The organism is Confluentibacter lentus, assembly GCF_002806995.1.
GTDB lineage: Bacteria > Bacteroidota > Bacteroidia > Flavobacteriales > Flavobacteriaceae > Confluentibacter > Confluentibacter lentus.
Window position 1 is genome coordinate 457396 of sequence record NZ_NIHE01000003.1, and the last position, 21512, is coordinate 478907.

Annotated in this window: 15 protein-coding genes; 5 read left to right on the forward strand and 10 right to left on the reverse strand. The window is 34.5% G+C overall.

Annotation, left to right across the window (positions count from 1 at the left end):
* Nucleotide 1: 1 nt before the first annotated feature.
* The 6 genes from CDH50_RS08885 to CDH50_RS08910 are packed head-to-tail and all read right to left on the reverse strand — an operon-like array spanning nucleotide 2 to nucleotide 6424.
* Nucleotides 2–1387, reverse strand: a complete 1386-nt coding sequence (locus CDH50_RS08885) for an alkaline phosphatase family protein (RefSeq protein WP_100611658.1) — start codon at nucleotides 1385–1387, stop codon at nucleotides 2–4.
* Nucleotides 1384–2580: a metabolite traffic protein EboE gene (eboE, locus tag CDH50_RS08890; RefSeq protein WP_100611659.1), complete on the reverse strand. Its 1197-nt coding sequence runs from the start codon at nucleotides 2578–2580 to the stop codon at nucleotides 1384–1386. Before eboE ends, CDH50_RS08885 begins: the two co-directional genes overlap by 4 nt.
* Nucleotides 2581–2595: 15 nt before the next feature.
* A complete protein-coding gene (locus CDH50_RS08895; RefSeq protein ID WP_100611660.1) occupies nucleotides 2596–3738 on the reverse strand; it encodes a 3-dehydroquinate synthase in 1143 nt (380 codons plus the stop codon).
* Between the two features lie 11 nt (nucleotides 3739–3749).
* Nucleotides 3750–4673, reverse strand: a complete 924-nt coding sequence (gene eboC / locus CDH50_RS08900; protein WP_100611661.1) for a UbiA-like protein EboC — start codon at nucleotides 4671–4673, stop codon at nucleotides 3750–3752.
* Nucleotides 4654–5562: a TatD family hydrolase gene (locus CDH50_RS08905; RefSeq protein ID WP_100611662.1), complete on the reverse strand. Its 909-nt coding sequence runs from the start codon at nucleotides 5560–5562 to the stop codon at nucleotides 4654–4656. Before CDH50_RS08905 ends, eboC begins: the two co-directional genes overlap by 20 nt.
* A gap of 7 nt (nucleotides 5563–5569) precedes the next feature.
* A complete protein-coding gene (locus tag CDH50_RS08910; RefSeq protein WP_100611663.1) occupies nucleotides 5570–6424 on the reverse strand; it encodes an EboA domain-containing protein in 855 nt (284 codons plus the stop codon).
* 115 nt (nucleotides 6425–6539) lie between these two features.
* On the opposite strand from CDH50_RS08910, the gene miaE reads away from it, so the two are divergent.
* On the forward strand, nucleotides 6540–7121 hold the full coding sequence (gene miaE, locus CDH50_RS08915; RefSeq protein ID WP_100611664.1) for a tRNA-(ms[2]io[6]A)-hydroxylase: 582 nt from the start codon (nucleotides 6540–6542) through the stop codon (nucleotides 7119–7121).
* Here miaE and CDH50_RS08920 read toward each other — a convergent pair.
* The 4 genes from CDH50_RS08920 to CDH50_RS08935 form a co-directional block, all read right to left on the reverse strand.
* Nucleotides 7118–7645 (reverse strand): porin family protein, encoded by a 528-nt coding sequence (locus CDH50_RS08920; protein WP_100611665.1) that lies wholly within the window; start codon nucleotides 7643–7645, stop codon nucleotides 7118–7120. The two genes, miaE and CDH50_RS08920, sit on opposite strands and share 4 nt — an antisense overlap.
* Before the next feature lie 97 nt (nucleotides 7646–7742).
* A complete protein-coding gene (locus CDH50_RS08925; RefSeq protein ID WP_100611666.1) occupies nucleotides 7743–8648 on the reverse strand; it encodes a Ppx/GppA phosphatase family protein in 906 nt (301 codons plus the stop codon).
* A 1-nt stretch (nucleotide 8649) separates the two neighbouring features.
* A complete protein-coding gene (ppk1, locus tag CDH50_RS08930) occupies nucleotides 8650–10713 on the reverse strand; it encodes a polyphosphate kinase 1 (protein WP_100611667.1) in 2064 nt (687 codons plus the stop codon).
* Between the two features lie 185 nt (nucleotides 10714–10898).
* Entirely contained in the window at nucleotides 10899–11387 is a 489-nt protein-coding gene (locus CDH50_RS08935; protein WP_100611668.1) for a SixA phosphatase family protein, read from the reverse strand.
* A 469-nt stretch (nucleotides 11388–11856) separates the two neighbouring features.
* Here CDH50_RS08935 and CDH50_RS08945 point away from each other — a divergent pair, with 469 nt between their 5' ends.
* From CDH50_RS08945 to CDH50_RS08960, 4 genes are read left to right on the forward strand one after another with little or no spacing between them, the layout of a single operon-like run.
* Entirely contained in the window at nucleotides 11857–12393 is a 537-nt protein-coding gene (locus tag CDH50_RS08945; RefSeq protein ID WP_157804958.1) for a hypothetical protein, read from the forward strand.
* Between the two features lie 37 nt (nucleotides 12394–12430).
* Complete coding sequence (locus tag CDH50_RS08950) at nucleotides 12431–18622, forward strand: gliding motility-associated C-terminal domain-containing protein (protein WP_100611671.1); 6192 nt, start codon at nucleotides 12431–12433, stop codon at nucleotides 18620–18622.
* A 12-nt stretch (nucleotides 18623–18634) separates the two neighbouring features.
* On the forward strand, nucleotides 18635–19555 hold the full coding sequence (locus CDH50_RS08955) for a PorP/SprF family type IX secretion system membrane protein (RefSeq protein WP_100611672.1): 921 nt from the start codon (nucleotides 18635–18637) through the stop codon (nucleotides 19553–19555).
* A gap of 17 nt (nucleotides 19556–19572) precedes the next feature.
* A complete protein-coding gene (locus tag CDH50_RS08960; RefSeq protein ID WP_232731988.1) occupies nucleotides 19573–21489 on the forward strand; it encodes an OmpA family protein in 1917 nt (638 codons plus the stop codon).
* Nucleotides 21490–21512: the final 23 nt, after the last annotated feature.

Here is a 21512-nt window from a genome sequence, read left to right on the forward strand (position 1 = left end):
ATCAATTATTTTTTTTTGATACGTGTTCGTGGATTAATCCAAAAACATCAGTAGCTTCAATAGTCTCGTTCAAAGCTATAATATCTTTTGAATTCGTGACAAAAATCGGATAATCATCCTTACTTTCTGGAATTCTACCGTGCGATCCTTTGATTAATGTCGCATCTAAAGGTATCACATTCATTAAGGTTCTAAAACCGAGTTTCTTTTTGATTAATTTGAAAATTATTTTAGGTACTACAAACAAATCTTTTGGATTCGTTGTTAATTCCACAGGGTCATAACCAGGCTTTTTATGGATATCGACCATTCTGGCGTAATCGGGTGCTTTGGCATCATCCAACCAAAAATAATAGGTAAACCATGAATGTTTATCTGCCACAAGCACGATATCTCCACAACGGCTGTGGTTTAAATGGGCTTTTTTAATGTCATCATGAACAAGTACTTTTTCGATGCCTTTAACGGATTTGAACAGCACCACCAACTCCTCTTTTACCGACAAATCATTCAAATAGATATGTGATACCTGATGATCTGAAACAGCAAATGCTTTACTTGCTCCTGCATCTAGAAGTTCCAAACCACGTTCTATTCTTATATTCAATAACCCTTTTTCTCTAAGAATTCTATTGGGATGAATGGGATTATTGACATCGGTAATACCGTATTCTGAAAGTAAAATGATGTTGGAGTCTTGCTTTTGGTAATAATCCACTAATTGTTTTACAATGTCATCGACTTCCTTTAAATCCTTACTGATTTTAGAAAAATTCAATCCATATTTTTGGACATTATAATCTAAATGTGGAATATAAATAAGCGTTAACGTCGGATTATAAATTTCATCTGTCCAAATAGCGCAATCGGCAATCCATTGACTGGATTTTATGGATGTTTTAGGACCCCAAAAACTGAACAGTGGAAACGTGCCGAATTTATTTTGAAGTTCGTCCCTTAGTTCGGGCGGATAAGAATATACATCCGGTATTTTTCTGCCATCAGCAAGATAATTGGGTCTGGGGGTTACACTATAATCGGCATTGGAATACATATTATACCACCAAAAATGATTAGCACAAGTAAAATTCTTATGCTCCTTTTTTAATACATCCCAAATCTTTTCAGATTGAACCAAACTGTTGGATTGTCGCCAAAATTTCACTTCATGCTCCTCTTTAAAATACCAACCATTCCCAACAATACCATGTTCAGAAGGGGTTTTGCCTGTGAGATAGGTAGATTGTATGCTACAAGTTACAGCAGGAATCATAGGTTTAATGGTTGTAGATAGGCCTTTTTCCAAAAACGTATTGATGAAAGGCGTATGTTCCCCAATTAATCTTTTGGTTAACCCGACTATATTGATGACAACCGTTTTTTTCATTCTAACTTATCTTTTAACCAATTTAATTCCCGAGCGATAGAGTGCGTCATATCTACTTTTAAAGTATCAGGAAGCACGTCCCAAGTATAGGTTTCCACCTCTAAATGGTCAGACACTTGATGGTTTTTTAGATACTGTAATGTATCTAAAATTTGGTCTTGGGTAGAATATAAATGATCAAACTTTTCTAAAAAAATAGGTACATGAAAATGGGCTCTTAATTCTTTATGCTGTCCCTTTTTACGAAGTATGATGGGTAAATCATTGTAAACTAGAATCTTTACTCCTACTTTTTCCGTCACTTGGTGCAAATAAGTAGGCTCATTAAATCGTTCTAACGAATTCCATATTGCTCCTTCTTTTCCTTTCTCAAACAAAATTTTTAAAGCGGCACTGACCTGTATTTTACCGACACTAATACCCTCTTTTTCTAAGACTTGAAATGTGTCTTCAGGATTTTCATAAGCCAGTGAAAAATGGCAAATATCATAGCAAAGGGTAATATGTCGCTTGATTATTTTTTCAATTTCAAAATCATCCACATTCAATTTTGAACCCAAAGTGGCAACCCCAATTGGAAGTAAAAAATTTGAGTAAAAATCGATGAATTCTTTTGTGTTTTCAATAAGTCCGTCAGGCTCTGGTTCTATATCCAAATGCAAATAGTTTCCTGAAGATTTTTCAATAGTATAAAGTTGCTCCACTATTTCAGTTAACTGCTCCGCTCCCTTTTTTAAAGCATTAGATACATCATTTTTAGAACTAAACCAATGTTTATAACTTATGGGTGATGTGGATATACCTCCTGAAACACCCTTTGGAAGTAATGATGCCAATTGGGTAAACAATCTTTTGGTGTAAACCAATCGTTCATTTGTTGTCCAATCAGGCGTATGTACTTGGTCTTTTACTATGGTATTATGAAAATTTCCATAAGGAAATCCGTTCATCGTGAACACGTAACAATTATTATTTGTAAGCCATTCTTTAAAACTTGACAAATTAGAATCTTTTGCCAACTCTTCACTGGCGTTATTAGACAAACGCAAACCAATTCCAAAAGAAGCACTCCCTGAAACCTCTTTTTGGATTTTAGGAATAAACTTCTTTATGTTCGAAAACGTTGTTTCCCAATCTTCACCTGGGTGAATATTTGAGCAATACGTTATATGATATTTATCTTTAACTAGCATTCATCTAGATTTGTGTTATATGAGCGAAGAAATAGCTTCTTTCATTTTAATAGTATCAATTTCATGTACATCAAACTTTCTTCCTATTTCAGAAATAAGTGTAATGGTCAATTCCCCACCCAAATGCTCTCTAAATTCCTCAATACCGTTAATAAGTTTATCTATTTCGTTTTCAGCAATTGGTAATTTCAAATCAAATCCAACATCTTTAATAACCCTAATAATGCGATCTAATGTTTCTTGGTTTATAAGTTCGATTTTATGGGCATAAACAAGATCGATTGCCATACCAATGGCAACGGCTTCACCATGTCTTATATCATAATTGGTCATGTGTTCTAGTTTATGGGCTGCCCAATGACCGAAATCAAGTGGTCTTGATGAACCGCCTTCAAAAGGATCACCGCCCTGCGTAATATGCTCCATATGCAACGCAGCGCATTTATATATGACATATTGCATGCTTTCCATATCTCTATTTCTGAGTTTTTCAGACAATTCTTCTATATCTCTATAGAATGATTTGTCTTTAATGAGAGCTACTTTGATAGCTTCAGCAATACCGGAAATCCAATCTCGTTGATCTAATGTTTCAAGAAAATCACTATCGTTTATGATGGCATACGGTAAAGCAAATGTTCCCAGAAAATTCTTTTTCCCAAAATGGTTGATACTATTCTTAACCCCTACAGCGGAATCATTTTGCGCAAGTACTGTTGTAGGTATTCTCAATAATTTAACACCTCGATGTGCTATAGCACATGCATAACCAACCATGTCTATCACTGCACCGCCTCCGATAGCAGCTACAAACGAATGCCTGCAAATATTAAAATCGTTGATGCCTTGTAATATAGTGTCCAGGTGTTGGCTTCCAACTTTCACTTGTTCACCTCCAGGCACGACAATAATGCTCTTAAACTCGATTTCGGAACTATACTGATTGCAATACGCTTGAATGTCATCTTCAAGCAAGGGATGGGTTTTGGCAACACCGTCATCGATGACAAATAATATTTTAACCCTGGATATACTGGAATAACTTTTTATGATGTCTGCCAACAATGGATTAGCAAGGCTAAATAAGTTATTGGTAAAATGTAATTTATAATTGTAATCCACTTTAAAGGATTGCTCGATGGTTTTGGGAATTTGCATTTGTAAATTATTTACGTTACAGAAAAACGTTTTGACAAAAATAATGATAAAGGCAATAATAAAAGAATTATAATGCCGACCCACCATTTCGAAACACTAGAAGCTATGGCAGCATCCATAATCACTAGAGAAAGAACGCCTGCTTTTACGGCCTTTTTTATGTTTGTTGGTGAATTTATTTGATACGCTTTTATTAATGGGATAAAAATAGCAATGCTAAACAAAAATATAAAGGGCACTACTTGAATAAGAACATTGATAACATGTAATGTATGGAAAAGAATGAAAAAAATAACTGAAACATACAACAACGCTGAAAAAACAAGATTCCTTTTATTATTTCCGTGTACTTCTCCTCTACTTATCAAAGTCACCGCGAAGATGTAAACAATGGGTATAAGTATATAAACCCATTTTAAAAACGGCGGCAATCCTAAAACAGACATACCCAATAATAAATTAAGTCCTCTACAAGAACCCATGGCTAAAGGACCAAAAAACACATGATGTTTTGCTATTGCATCATATAATACAATAGCACCAGCAAGTCCTATTGACACTAAGCCAGCAGATAGATTGCAAGAAAAAGACAATAATATTCCTAAAGCTAGTAAACTTCCGCCTAAAAGTGAAGCTGTTTTTAACGAAACGACTCCGCTCGGAATTGGTCGTTCGGGTCTTTCTTGTAAATCGATGTTTAAATCAAAAACATCATTTAGTACAACACCTCCGGCATATAAACATACCGAAGCTAGGATTAACAGAAGTAAATCCAAAATTGTTTCTTTAGGGAATAACAACCAACTAGTTGCAAAAAAACCTGCAATAGCTGCACCTGCAATAATATCGGCGGCAGCCGTTGGTAAATTTGGAGGCCGCATTAAAATAAGACAACCCTTAAAAACCGATGTTTTTTTAGACGATTTTATTTCCATCAATTTTTGGCTCCTGCCCTCTTAGCACACTATTGTCGTTAAATAATTCTCTTTGATCAATGGCAGAAGTTTCTAACCAATGTGATTCTTTCATTTTACCATTTTTACCAAACGCATTCAATGCATTTTGGTAACAAGTTTTTATAACATCTTCTCTGGAGATGCCTCGTTCTAGCATTAATGCCGCTGTTTTTGGCACAGCTAATGGGTCACTTACTCCCCAATCAGCCGAGCTATCTACTATAATATTATTGCTGCCAAATTTTCTAACAACTTCCACCATCCGTTCATTACCCATTTTTGTTTTTGGATAGATTGTAAAAGCTGCTATAAAACCACGATCTAAAACGTCTTTCACGGTTTCTTCATTATTATGGTCGATAATGACATTCGCCGGATCTAATCCGTGCTCCAAACACACTTCCATACTTTTAAGAGTACCCGATTTTTTATCCCTGTGGGGAGTATGTACCTGAACGGTCATATTCAATTCCTTGGCCATATCCAACTGAATCCTGAAGTATTTATCTTCTGCAGGTGTTTGGTCATCATAACCAATTTCACCAATGGCAACGACATTTTCTTTATGAAGATATAATGGCAACAATTCTATAACTTGTTCTGCCAGTGCTTCATTATTGGCTTCTTTGGAGTTCAAACCAATAGTGCAATAATGTTTTATTCCGAATTGGCTGGCCCTAAATGGCTCCCATCCTACCAAACTGCTATAATAATCCTGAAAAGATCCTACTTGAGTTCTTGGCTGTCCTAACCAAAATGATGGCTCTATAATAGCAACGATTCCAGCGGCAGCCATGGCTTCATAATCATCTGTTGTTCTTGAAGTCATGTGAACATGCGGGTCTATGATCATTAATTTTTCTTTCATATATATTTTATTTTATAGTGTCCCAGTTAATTAAATGCTGTTCTACTTTTTGTTTTAACAAGGCGTTTTCATTTAATAGTTCTTTGGCTTTATCATTATTCGATAGAAAACAGCATAAGGCCGCTGCTATTTGTTCTTCTTCGTTTGGACTTGAAAATAATTTTTTCATGTCCTCTAATAAAACAGAGTCTATAAATTTGCTGACAGGTCTCCAGAAATAAGGCAGAATATCTCTGGAAGCCGCCCATCTTTCATGAGCAAAATCCGATATAATTCTCGCCAGTTCTTTATTGGCTCTTTTATCAATATCTACAATAGCACTTAAATCCCTCTGCATAAATGCCGCTTTTAAATACATTTGATTCCATTGTTTGTCATCAAAATACAACGCTGGATAGGGGTTGCTTAAAGATATGGCATCAAAAATAGGTGTGATATTTGTTCTAAGCGCATCAACGGCAACATGCTTATAAGCTTCTGGATTTGGTAATAAAATCAAGTATTTAAGGAATGTTTCCAATTCTGTTGTATCGGCAATTTGAATGATATTTGAAACTTTAGAAGTGAAAAAATCTTTGTCAGCCTCCAATACTTTTGCCAAGATGTAAATCCTTCCTAATTCCAAATAATTAGTATGATGATTAAGAAGATATTGGAATATTTCCGAACCTTCATTAGGCATCAACAATGCTCTATTTACATCAATTTTTGAAGCAATTAAACTATAAGTGAGGTATAAATCCTTTGTCGATTTGTTTGAAATAATATGATTTATCTTGTCTTCTAACCAATCAGATAAATCGGAAGTATAATTATAATCGATGACCGTTTTTAGGTCTTCACTAACATTTTTGAACAACATTGTTTTTTTAAAAAATTAAATGTACAAATTGAAGAATTAGATTTTATTATAAAAAAGTTAAATAGCAAACTATTCTTTATTCAATTATTTTAATTTAGCATCCAAATATAACAAAATGCTAGGTTTAAAACTACCAACAGACCCTCGATGGGTTAACATTGTTGAGAAAAATATAGAAGACATTTTAACAGATCATGCTTTTTGCGAACAAAAGGCTACAAGCACGGCGATTTCACTTATTGTTAGTTTTCCAGAGTACACTGAATTGGTACAAGAAATGGTCGCTTTGGTTAAAGAGGAAATCAGTCACTTTAAAATGGTGCATGATAAAATAATTGAACGCGGCTGGACGCTTGGGCGTGACAGACGTGATGATTATGTCCTCCAATTAGTGACATTTTTTCCAAAAGGCGGAAACAGAACCACACAATTAGTGCATCGTTTATTATATGCCGCTTTAATTGAAGCCAGAAGTTGCGAACGGTTTAGATTGCTCTCTGAAGAACTTCAAGATAAAGAATTAGCTACTTTTTATAGGAATTTAATGGTGAGCGAGGCCAACCATTACACCATGTTTTTGGGGTTTGCCAGAAAGTATGGTAATAAAAAAGAAGTTGAAACCAAATGGCAACAACTTCTTGAATATGAATCTAAAATAATAGCTAATCTAGGTAATAAACAGACGATACACGGTTAAAACTGGTAACCAACACCTATTTGAATATTAGTGTTCCTGGCTTCAATGCCTAAATCATCATGGAAAATGTTAGTAATGCCATAGGTATATCTGGCATCAATAAAGAGCACTTCGTTAATTTTATATTCCAGTCCACCAACTCCTGAAAACGCTAAATCCTTTACGCCATCATTCAGTTTGTGAACTTTCCAACCAGCTTGAGGCGCAATTCCAAGTTTTATTCTCGGACTTAGTCTAAATTTGAAAAATATAGGTGCTTGAATATAATCTAAATGTAATTTTTCGTCATTGGCTCCTTCGGCAGAAAATTGCAACTCAGGTACAATGGACACGGAGCTTGATAAAATATAATCAGCAAAAAAGCCAATATAAAAACTATTTCTGTGCTTATTTACGGTATTAGGCAATACATCAAAATCTAAGTTAGAGATATTGTAACCACCTCTTACTCCAAAAGTTCCACTTTGTGAAAATCCTTCAATAGAAATGCTAAGTAGTAAAGTTAAAAGTAATATTTTCTTCATAATTAATAGGTTGGGGTTTAAATTAGTAGCAATATGCAGGAACGAATATATAGTATAAATTAAAATCTAGATATTTTAAAAGGTGAATTGCACAATTTTACTGTGTATTGCTAGAAACGGTATCAAAATATATACTTTTTATAATGCCATCTGCCAGACCTATTTTGGGAACGTATATGTTCTTTGCTCCACTCCATTTCATGGAAGATAAGTATATACGCATTGCTGGTATGATAACATCGGCCCTATCTTGATTCAAATTTAACTCAGTAATACGCTCTTCATAGGAGTACCTTTGAAGGGTATTAAAATAAGAAGTCAGATAAAAATAAGAAAGTGGTTTGCCTTCCGTTTTTCCTGATACCTTAAATATTTTATTGATGTTTCCTCCAGAACCTATAACATCTATGCGATCATAAGGTTTTACATTTATTTTGATCCATTCTTCCAATTCGAACCAATTTTCTTTTTGAACCATATCATTCAATAATCTAACGGTCCCTATTTTAAACGACTTAGAAGCTGCTGGGTTTCCTTCATGAATAATAGTAAACTCGGTACTACCTCCACCAACATCAATATACAGATATGTTTTTGTGGGATCTATATACTTATTTAAATCTGTGGCAGCTATGATGGCAGCTTCTTCCTCTCCCTCAATAACATCTATTTGTATTCCTGCCTTTTTAAAAACCAAATCCACAACGTCCCTTCCATTTAATGATTCCCTCATTGCCGATGTGGCGCATGCTTTGTATTTAACGACTTTATGGGATTTCATTAATAATCTGAAGGCTTTCATGGTGTCTATCAATCGTTCGGTATTTTCCACAGAAATTTTGTTTGATAAAAACACATCGGTACCCAAACGTATGGGAACACGCACTAATGAGTTTTTCTTAAACTGCGTAGGTTTTCCTTCTTGCTCAATAATATTTGAAACAAGTAACCTTACCGCATTGGAACCAATATCGATGGCCGCATATTTTTTTATTGATAGCATACTAATTTTCCATCTTTTTTAAATAATAATCGTAGGTAGCTATTTGAGATCTAACTTTCGGATTGTTATTTATTCTATATTCATTTTCATTTGGTGTGTTAATCAATCTCGCTTTCACATTATCGTTCCAAGAAATACTAAATGTATCAATAATTTCCTGTTTTATGTCTTTGTCATAAATTGGGCAAGTAACTTCTACCCTGTTATCAATATTTCTGGTCATCCAATCTGCTGAAGATATATAGACTTTAGCATCTTTATCACTACCAAAAATATAGACTCTAGAATGCTCTAAAAATTTATCTACCACACTAATAACTTCAATATTTTCACTCATACCTTTTACGCCAGGAATTAAGCAACAAATACCCCTGACAATCATATCTATTTTTACGCCTGCCCTACTAGCTTCATATAGTTTATCTACTACTAAATAACTGGTAATACTATTCATTTTTAATCGTATATAACCTCCCATACCTGCTTTAGCAAGAATAATTTGCTCATCAATCAGTTTAAATATTGCTTTTTTAGTATAATGTGGTGAGGTTATAATATGTTTATACCTATAAATTTTATAATTGGTATCAAAAAACATAAACACTTTTGTGATGTCTTTTAAAATATTTTGGTTTGAAGTAAATAACGTATAATCCGTATAAATTTTTGCGGTAGATTCATTGAAATTGCCTGTACTTATAAACCCATAGCGCATTATTTTTTTGTTTTCCTCACGCTCAATAACACACATTTTACTGTGCACTTTTAAACCTTGTACCCCAAAAATCAAGTTAACGCCACCATCTTGCATCTGTTGGGCATAATTAATATTAGCTTCCTCATCAAACCGTGCTTGAAGCTCTATAGATACGGTGACACTTTTCCCATTTATAGCAGCATTAATTAAAGAACTAGCTATATGTGATATTTCAGCTAATCGATAAATGGTAATTTTTATGGTTTTAACCTTTGGATCTAATGCTGCTTCCCTTAAAAATTTAACGACATACGAAAATGTATGATAAGGAGCGTAAAGCAAATAATCTTTTTTAGCAATAGCTTCAAAAATACTACTCTCCAAACTCAACCCTTTTATCGGTAACGATTCCATTTTTTGATAGAGTAGATCTTGTCTTCCCATGCTTGGGAACTTCATATAATCACGTCGATTATGATAACGCCCTCCAGGAATAATACTATCCGTTTCTGTAATGCCCATCTTTCCCATTAAGAACTGCAATGTTTCATCTTCGATTGTTTTATCATAAACAAATCGAACAGGTTCTCCATGTTGTCTGTGTTTTACGCTATCGGAAATTTTTTCCATAAAGCTTTTACTCAAATCACTTTCAAAATCAAGCTCGCCATCACGGGTAATTTTAACCATGTGAGCCGAAATACTTTTATAATCGAAAATGTTAAAAATATCGCTTAGGCAATAACGTAGTAAATCATCTATCATAATGATAAAATCTTTACCTTCATATTTTGGCAACTCAACAAAACGATTGACGGATTTAGGTATTTCGATAAGTGCGAATTGATTAGAATCATTATTCATAACCATTCTCACCGCCAAATAAGCCGCGCTATCTTTTAAATTAGGAAGCGTAACCAAATCGTTTAGAATAATAGTAACCAGCGCTGGACTTACTTTTTGAATGAAATATTTCTTAATAAAGTCGTGATGTTTCCAACTGATATTGGTTTCATCAATGATATGAATGTTTTCATCTTTTAAACGGTTTTCTATAGCCTCTAAAACTTCTAAACTTTCCGTTTGTTGTTCAATAACTATTTTAGTAATAATTTCAAGTAATTCTTCTGCCCTAATACCTCCTAATTCATTTTTCGCTCCTTTTCCGGCTTCTACAATGCGCTTTACAGTGGCATATCTTACTTTAAAAAACTCGTCCAAATTATTTGAAAAAATTCCTAGAAAGCGTAATCTTTCTATTAATGGAACACTTTCATCTGAAGCCTCTTGAAGAACTCTTGCATTAAATTGTAACCAACTTATCTCTCTGTTTATATAACTATTATTAAGGCTTTCGTTCGTAATCATTAGTAATTTTAATATAATAAAATACAAATATATTCTATTTTAAACTTAATAGTAAGCCATAGATTTTATATTTTAAAAAAACGATAACAACAGAAGCGCTTAAGCTACTTAAGCTTAATTTTATGTATTTATAGTGTTAATTAATTGGTGGTTTGGCAATCCTAAGAAGCTAAAGAGCAGTTGGCTTAATTTTTTAAATCTCTAGGAAAGATGGTTTTGATGGTTTTACCTTTTTTTAGATCATTCCAATCCTGTATATCAAATTCAATGATAACAACGCCACAAGTTGGTACATTATCAATATACCTGTCTCCATATTTATTTACGAAGAATGTGATGGCGTGATTATGTCCAAAAACCATTAAGTGATTGATATCATTATTAGTCGATTTGATCGTACTTAATAACTTTTCTCCCGAGAAATCATACAAATCATAATTGAATTTCAATAGGTTTGTATCAATATTTAGGTTTGAAATGAATAACTCGGCAGTTGTTTTAGCCCTATTAGCGTCGCTACTTATCACATAATCAACACTTAGTCTACTATTTTTTAAAGTATTAGATACTAGCTTAGCATCTGTAAAACCTCTTGGTTCTAAAGGTCTTTCATGATCAATAACATCATGTTCCCATGATGATTTTGCATGCCTTATAATAAGTAATTTTTTCATGTAATTCGATTAAAAGCAATTTTTATCGATAAAAAGTTGTTTTTATCGATAAAATTCGATTTATTTGCGTAAATAAGTTAAACAATTTAAAACAAAAAAATTAATGGAGAAAAGATAAGAGGTAAAAAAACAATTTAATGACTTATGAAGAATAGATGTATTGCATAGAATTAACGTTATTCTGTAACATGTTTTCTTTTTGTCGAATATATAAGTGATTTGACATTTATTTTTGATTTAATTACAACATATACGTTGCTTTGTTTCACATATATAATTGAAAGTTATGATCCCAAATCTAATTTCAGATATCGAAACATTTTAAAAAATGTTTTTTCCCTCACTGTTTTTCCCTCAAAAACTTTTTACTGTTAATACTAACATTAAACGAAATTGTAATTATGCTAATTAAAGCATAACTAGGTTTCAATAAAATGCTTTTAAAATTTAAAAAATAAACTTTTTGACCATGATAAATAAATCGAAATCCGCACTTTACCAATGTATATTTTCTATTAGCACGTTTTTGCTTTGCATAAGCCAATTGATAGCCCAAGAGAATGGATTTTACGAGATTGAAATAAATAGTCCCATTTCTACAGAAAGTTTAAACAAAGCAACCAAAAGTGATAATAGTGAGTTTTATGATTTAACCTACAAACTTCTCCCTACTGTTTATGTTGAAAATAACAATATAAATCTGGGAGGAAATTCTGGTTATGATAATCTACCTATAACTAAGCTTACATTTCATGATACCAAATCATTTAATATTTTAAATCAGGCTAAATCAGAATTCAATAATGTTGAATTAATGACCATTAAAGTATTAACTGCAAACGATTTAAGCAATCGGATAGATTTAACTGATGTGAGGGGCTTAAACCAACTAAAGTACATTTATATTGAATGCTATTTTGAATGTGCAGAATCTCAAATTAAGGCATTTATAACACTAGACAATCCAGATGTTAGGTTTTTTTATAAAGTAAATAAACCATCATAATAAGCAAAAGCATAAAATCCATTATAAAGATTTAAACATGAAAAAACTTTACCCCAGAAAAATATTTGCAAATAAAAAATCAATCAAATTGATGTTGTTTGCTTTTTTACTTATAAGTGGTATTTATAATAGTTATAGCCAAATTGTAGTACCTTTTGCGCCCAGACCTTCCAAAGACACTCCTCCTAAAACAAATTATACCATAAAGGGTGATTTCACCATGGCTGGCAATACTAATATGCAATTAGCTGGTTTTCAATATCCTACAAACCAACACAATGGCAACGACATGAAATATGTGGATGTTGATGATGATCCTAATACATGGAATTCGTCTTCTGCCTTTTTAAATTTTTCTCAAGAAAATGGGGCCATTCCAGAGTGTTCCAATATCATATATGCAGGCATATATTGGACGGGAAGAGCTTTTGGTGATAACCAAACGGATACTAACACATTTCAAGTCACCAAAAATGTTCCTACTGGTAATACTACTACCCAGCAAGTAAGCAATACCAATATAGATATACGTGATAATGATAATATTGATAATACAAATTACAGCTTAGATATATCTACTGTAGGTAATGGAAATGGCTACACAGAGTTTACATTTACATCATCAGGTTCTGGTGATATTGTAAGATTTAGATATTATAATGACAATAATACGAATGTTCAAGTATCTAGAAATAATGGCGGTTTTACTGTAGTTACTGGTAGTTATAGTGGTAATGGTAGTCAGTATTTTCAATTAAACACTGCATATCAAATATTTTCAGATTCAAATTACACGCTTCAAGTAAGCAGATTAAGAAAAAATAATCAAGCAAGAGCTTTTGTAAATGTTACATACAATCAAATTGTCCCAGAAACGATTGCTGTAACAAAGAATTTTGATAAACGCAAAGTTTTAATAAAAGGCCCTTTATCTTCTACATACGAAGAATTAAACGCAGAGGGTATTGCATTTCCAAATACAGAATATGGAAAAATGTTTTCTGCGTATGCAGATGTTACAGAATATGTAAAACAAAATGGTATTGGTAATTATTTTGTTGCTGATATAGCCCTAAGAGAAGGAAATGTAGATGGTACAGGTTTTTATGGTGGCTGGGGCATGGTGGTAGTCTACGAAAACTCTAAAATGAAATGGCGAGACATTACCGTTTTTGATGGTCATGCTTATGTAAGAACACCTGGTACCAATGAAAATCTTTTCTTTAATCTTCCTGTTTCTGGATTTAATGCCGTACAAAATGGTGCTGTGAATTTAAAACTTGGACTCATGGCTGGTGAAGGTGACATCAATTATTCAGGAGATTATTTCCAAATGTTAAGGCAAGATACTAATACTTGGGAATCCTTAAGCCATAGTAATAATATTGCTACCAACTTTTTTAATTCATCAATTTTAACAGGTGGAAACACAAGAAATCCAAATTATAACAACAATACCGGTTTAGATATTGTCATGTTTGATGTTGATAATGCTAACAATAAATTTATAACCAACAATCAAACATCCACATCATTCAGATATGGCTCCTTAACAGATACTTATATCATTTTTAATTTATCATTTTCTGTTGATGCCTACATTCCTGAATCTGAAGGCGTCTTAACGACTACTTCTATTAATGGCAATCCAAACCCACCAAGTCAGTCATTAGAACCAGGAGGCTATGCAGATTATAAAATTGAAATTAAAAATAAAGGAACTGAAGCTTTAAATAATACGGTCATCACCATACCATTACCAGCTTCAGTAAATCCAACTGATTTAAATATAGTTTACAATACCTATGCACCTTTTTCAACAGCTAATGTACCGACTTATGATGCTAGTTTGGGTGCAAATGGATCGATTGTTTGGAATCTTGGTACGCTACCTGTTCCCACAAACAATGATACTGTGTTGGCTGATATTGGATTTAGACTTACTGCTACAACAAATTGTACCGTATTAAGTAATCCTGCTATTGGCTCAAATATTAGCTTAAATGGAACTATTACTGGTATCGGTGCTATATCTAGCATTCCTTTCAATAGTAATTTAATTCAAGGGTACCAAACTTCTGGTCTATGTGTAGGAGAGCCCATTCCTACTCCAAGCATTATAATTATAGATTCCGATGATTATGTAAATCAACCACCAACAGCCTCAAATCCATCGCCTATTAATGTTGAGTGCTTTGGAAATATTCCTGAACCAGATGTAAGCGTGGTTATAGATGAAGCCGATAACTCAGGAATACCCCCTATTATTGCTTTTGTTTCGGATGTCTCTGACAATGGAACAAATCCTGAAATAATTACAAGAACCTATAGTGTTACAGATGATTGTGGAAACTCAATTAACGTTATACAAACCATTACTATTCAAGATGTTACTCCACCTACAATAATATGCCCTGCTGATATTTCTATATCTGCTAATGCTGGATTATGTGAGGCCTCTAATGTTAACATAGTGGCTCCAACGGCTACCGATAACTGTGCCACAACGTTTACATTTACGGGTACACGTTCTGATAATTTAGCTTTAACAGCTCCATATCCTGTTGGAACAACAACGATAACATGGATCGCTAACGATGGGTCTAATGATAGTCTTGCTTGTACCCAAAATATAATTATTAACGATACAACTGATCCCGTTGCACCAACCCTTGCCGATATAACCGGGGAGTGTTCCGTGACCGCTACCGCTCCAACCACGACCGATAACTGTGCTGGGACAATAACTGCTACAACTACAGACCCTTTGACCTATACAACACAAGGTACATTTACAATAAACTGGACCTTTGATGATGGCAATGGAAACAGCATCACCGTTCAACAGAACGTGATCGTGGACGATACAACAGACCCGGTTGCTCCAATCCTAGCGGATTTAACCGGTGAGTGTTCCGTGACAGCTACCGCCCCGACAACGACCGATAACTGTGCTGGGACAATAACTGCTACAACTACAGACCCATTGACCTATTCAACACAAGGTACGTTTGTCATCAACTGGACCTTTGATGACGGAAACGGTAACAGTATTACCGTTCAACAGAACGTGATCGTGGACGATACAACAGACCCGGTTGCGCCAACCCTTGCCGACCTAACGGGAGAATGTTCCGTGACCGCTATCGCCCCGACCACGACCGATAACTGTGCTGGGACAATAACTGCTACAACTACAGACCCATTGACCTATTCGACACAAGGTACATTTGTCATAAACTGGACATTTGATGATGGAAACGGTAACAGTATCATCGTGCCACAAAATGTAATAGTGGACGATACAACTGATCCCGTTGCGCCTACCTTGGCCGATATAACCGCGGAGTGTTCGGTGACAGCTACCATACCTACTATAGTGGATGATTGTAATGGTTCTATAATCGCAGCGACGACTACCGACCCATTGACCTATTCGACACAAGGTACGTTTGTCATCAACTGGACATTTGATGATGGAAACGGTAACAGTATTACCGTTCAACAGAACGTGATTATTGATGACACAACAAATCCTGTTGCGCCAACCCTTGCCGACCTAACGGGAGAATGTTCCGTGACCGCTACCGCTCCAACCACGACCGATAACTGTGCTGGGACAATAACTGCTACAACTACAGACCCTTTGACCTATACAACACAAGGTACATTTACAATAAACTGGACCTTTGATGATGGCAATGGAAACAGCATCACCGTTCAACAGAACGTGATTATTGATGACACAACAAATCCCGTTGCTCCAATCCTAGCGGATTTAACCGGTGAGTGTTCCGTGACAGCTATTGCCCCGACAACGACCGATAACTGTGCGGGAACCATTACGGGGACAACTACAGACCCATTGACCTATTCAACACAAGGTACGTTTGTCATAAACTGGACATTTGATGACGGAAACGGTAACAGTATTACCGTTCAACAGAACGTGATCGTGGACGATACAACAGACCCGGTTGCGCCAACCCTTGCCGACCTAACGGGAGAATGTTCCGTGACCGCTATCGCCCCGACCACGACCGATAACTGTGCTGGGACAATAACTGCTACAACTACAGACCCATTGACCTATTCGACACAAGGTACATTTGTCATAAACTGGACATTTGATGATGGAAACGGTAACAGCATTACCGTTCAACAGAACGTGATCGTGGATGATGTAACTAATCCAATGTTTGTAGAAACTTTACCTAGTGACACAACTGTAGAATGCGACGATGTTCCAATAGCCGAAACATTAACAGCTACTGATAATTGTGGGACGGCAACTGTCACTTTCAATGAAGTAAAAATTGATGGTAATTGTGCTTCTAATTACACTTTAGAACGTACATGGACTGCTACTGATTCAGCTGGTTTAACAACCATTCATAAACAAACTATCATCGTTCAAGATACAACGGCTCCTGTATTGGTCTTACCTTTAAATGCAACTGCGGAATGTAGCAACGATTTATCGCCTATATCGTTTGGTACCGCTACGGCTACAGATAATTGTGACGCAAATCCAATTATCACATTTACCGATGTTGTAACTCAAGGCCCTTGCCCTGGAAGTACTAGTATCATTCGTACTTGGACAGCAACTGATGCTTGTGGTAATTCAGTTTCTGAAGATCAAATTATTTCAACTTCAGACACAACACCTCCAGTTTTTGTTGAAGAATTACCAGAAGACTTCACTGTTGAGTGTACTACGGTTCCTGCTGCTGAAACATTAACTGCGACAGATAATTGCGGAACTGCTATTGTAACTTTTAGTGAAGTTAAAACTAACGGAAACTGTGCCAATAATTATATCATTTCACGTACGTGGACAGCAACTGATGAATGTGGATTAACAACATCTTATACGCAAACTATTACCGTTCAAGATACTACCCCTCCAATGTTTATTGAAGATTTACCGGGTAATATTACTGTTGAATGTGATGCCATTCCTGTTGCCGAAACATTAACTGCAACTGATAGTTGTGGTTCTGCTACGGTAACAGTAACAGATGTAAATACGGCTGGTTCTTGTCCGAATAGCTATTCTATTGCACGTACTTGGACAGCAACAGACGCATGTGGCTTGACTACAACTCATACACAAATAATAACTGTGCAAGACACTAAAGCACCTACTTTTGTTCAAGCATTACCGGGAAACATCACTGTTGAATGTGATGCCATTCCTAATGCACAAACATTAGCAGCCATTGATAATTGTGGAACAGCCACCGTAACGGTAACCGATGTTAAAACTAATGGCGAGTGTCCAAATAGCTATACAATTGCTCGTACATGGACTGCTATTGATGAATGTGGATTGAGAACATCTCACACTCAAATTATAACTGTTGAAGATACTAAAGCACCAACCATTACAACACCATTTGATGCTGTATTAAACGTGAGCTGTACTGATATTCCTGAAATTCCATCTTTACAATTTACCGATAGCTGTTCTGTTAATGTTACAGTAACTTTTGAGGAAACAAGTACATTTGATGAAACAGCATTTACTGATTATCAAATTGTAAGAACATGGATCGCGACTGACGAATGTGGTAATTCAGATACATTTACCCAAACACTTAATGTGGCATTGGATGAAGTTGTTTCGCAAATTACAGCTGAAGATAGATGTTATGATGACGGTATCGTAGATTTAAACAGTTATTTAAGTGTAACCAATTTAAATGGCACTTGGGAGCTTATCCAAGGTGATCCAACAGCTACATTAATAGGTAGTTTATTTAACCCTACCACCCTAGAACTTAGCCAAGATTTTCTTCCAAGTGACGGTGGTATTGATTATGTATTTAGATATACAACAATCGAAAATGGCTGTGTAAGCGTTACAGAGTTAACAATGAATATCAATGCGGATTGCGCTGTATTACCTTGTGGTGAGAATGATGTTATAATATCTAAAGCAATAACGCCTAATGGTGATGGTATAAATGAAACTTTTGATATTATGGGTATTGACTTATGCGGATTTGAAGCCAATGTTAAAATATTCAATCGTTGGGGTGCTTTAATGTTTGAGTCTGATAACTATCAAGTAGGTGAAAACCAAGGTTCATGGACTGGTAAAGCCAAATCATCTATTGGAAATGCTGAAACAGCACCAAATGGAACATATTATTACATAGTTACATTAAAAAATAGTGGATTAAAACCATTTACAGGCCCAATTTACTTAGGAACCAAATAAAATAATTAACCTATGAAACTTATAAAACATTACATAGTCACTTTAGCATTGTTTAGCTGTACGGTTACAATCGCGCAACAATTACCGCAATTTACACAGTACATGTATAACACGATATCTATAAATCCTGCTTATGCTGGTAGTAGAGAAGCTCTAAGTATCATTGCGTTACATAGAAGTCAGTGGGTTGGTTTTGATGGTGGTCCCATTACCCAAACACTGTCTATTCATACGCCTTTAAGAAATGATAGAGTTGGTCTGGGGTTAACTTTTATTGAAGACGATTTAGGCCCGGAAAACTACTCCTATTTGTATGGTGACTTTTCGTATGCTATTCCGACAGGGAAAACAGGAAAACTGGCTTTTGGTATTAAAGGAGGGTTTACTCAATATAGCTTAGATGCAGATTTTAGGGAATACGAAAGTTTTGACCCACAAATTAGAGGAATTGAAAATCGTTGGTCACCAAATATTGGTTTAGGTGTTTATTATAGTACAAACAAATTCTATTTGGGTATTTCTGCCCCAAGGGTTTTAACCACTAATCTTAATAAAGAACAGGGTTTTGAAGCTTTAGAGCGTCTCAGTTATTATGGAACCGCCGGATATGTGGTAGATTTAAGTGAAGCCATAAAATTCAAACCTGCTATCATGGTTAAGGCAACCAATGGCGCTCCTGTATCTTATGATTTTACTGGCAATTTCTTATTTAATGAAAAGTTTTGGCTTGGTGCATCTTATAGACACAATAGAGAAACGGGCGCTATTGGAGGTTTAATAGATTTTCAAATATCCCGTCAATTACGTATCGGATATTCATATGAAAAACCTATTTCTGATATTAGAGCTTATACAAGTGGAACTCATGAAGCTTTGCTTATTTATGAATTCAAATTCTTAAGCTCTAAGTTAAAATCACCTAGATACTTCTAAAAAAGAATCAATCAACTATGAAATCAAAAAATTGCATATTAATTTATTTTGCTTTGATGTTGAACTTGGTGGTATTGGCTCAACAAGGAAAACAAAAAAGAGCGGATACATTATTTAATAAGTTTTCATTTGTTAAAGCTGCAGAAGTATATCAAGACCTTATTAGAAATAATTATAATAAGGACTATGCTACCAGACAATTAGCAGATTGCTATGCCTATCTTAGAGATCCAAATAGAGCTACTAGATATTATAAACAAGTCGTTAATCAAAAAGATGTACCTATAGAATATTATTATAAATATGCACAAGCCTTGAGAGGTATAAAAGATTATGATGAATCACGGATTTGGCTAGAACGGTTTAAAGATTCTGGTGGTGTTGCCAATACAGACAATTTTGAGAGAGATATTGACTTCATAAGCAATGTTTTTAACTCAAAACAGCAATATTTTTTGAACAGAATAAGATTCAATACAGCGTTTAGCGATTTTGGTGCTATTGAATATCATGGGAAAATTTACTTTAGCTCTTCCAGAGATGAAGGTGTATCCATAAAACGGCTTTACGGCTGGAACGAACAACCTTTTTTAGACGTATATGTGACTGATAAAGACACTAAAAAGCAAGTAGATTTTACATCTAAATTAAAAGGTGATGTGAATTCAATCTATCATGATGGTCCTATTGCCATAACAAATGATGGTCGTACTATGTATTTTTCCAGAAATAATGCCAATGAGTTAGGAAAGGAAATCGATAAAAATGGCATTAGCAATGTTAAGATTTATAGAGCTACATTAAGAGATAGTTTGTGGACGGATATTGAAGATTTATCAATAAACAATAAAGAGTATTCTACACAGCATCCTGCTTTAAGTCCAGATAATACAAAATTATATTTCACGTCAGATATGCCTGGAGGATTTGGCGGATCAGATATCTATGTAGTAGATATCAATCCTGATGGCACTTTTGGCACACCAAAAAACCTAGGAAACGTTGTAAATACTAAAAATACTGAAGGGACACCTTTTATCAATAATGAAGGTACTTTATTTTTTGCTTCAGATGGACATTTAGGCATTGGCTTATTAGATATTTTCGGAACTATTGCAGATGAAAATGGAAATATTACAAATGTGCTTAACCTTGGTGTACCAATAAATTCAAATAAAGACGATTTTTCGTTTAATATGAATGCCGATGGTCTTACTGGCTATTTTTCTTCTAACAGGCAAGGTGGCAGAGGCGATGACGATATATATAGTTACTATAGAGTACCCTTATTAAATGTAAAAGGAACTGTTATAGATGCCATCAACACAAGGCCAATTCCTAATGCTATAATTACCCTTTATGATGATAAAGAAAATAAAATAGCAGATATGGTGACAGATGAAAATGGAAACTATTCAATTAATATTGATAGAAATAAAGATTATAAAATTGTTGCCAGTCAAGATAAATACATTGATGATTATAGAGTATTTACTTCTAAAAACTTAAAAAGTATAGAATCTATAATTACGGCTAACTTAATTTTAAATCCAGTACAAAATGTTGTGAAATTAGCTGAATTAAATACTATTTATTTTGATTATGATAAGTACAACATACGTCCAGATGCCGCTTTAGAACTAGATAAAATTGTTAATCTAATGAAAAATAATTATCCTGAAATGGTAATACGCATAGAATCCCATACAGACTCTCGAGGAGAATTATCATACAATGATAAACTATCTATAGACAGAGCTAATGCAACTTATGAATATTTAGTATCTAAAGGCATTGATGTTTCTAGAATTACCGAACATGAAGGTTTTGGTGAACGCAGATTAACAAATGGTTGTGAAGATGGTGAAACGTGCGAAGAAGATGATCATCAATTAAACAGACGTACGGATTTTATTATTGTTAAAATGGAATAAAATATTAATATAACATCATCATA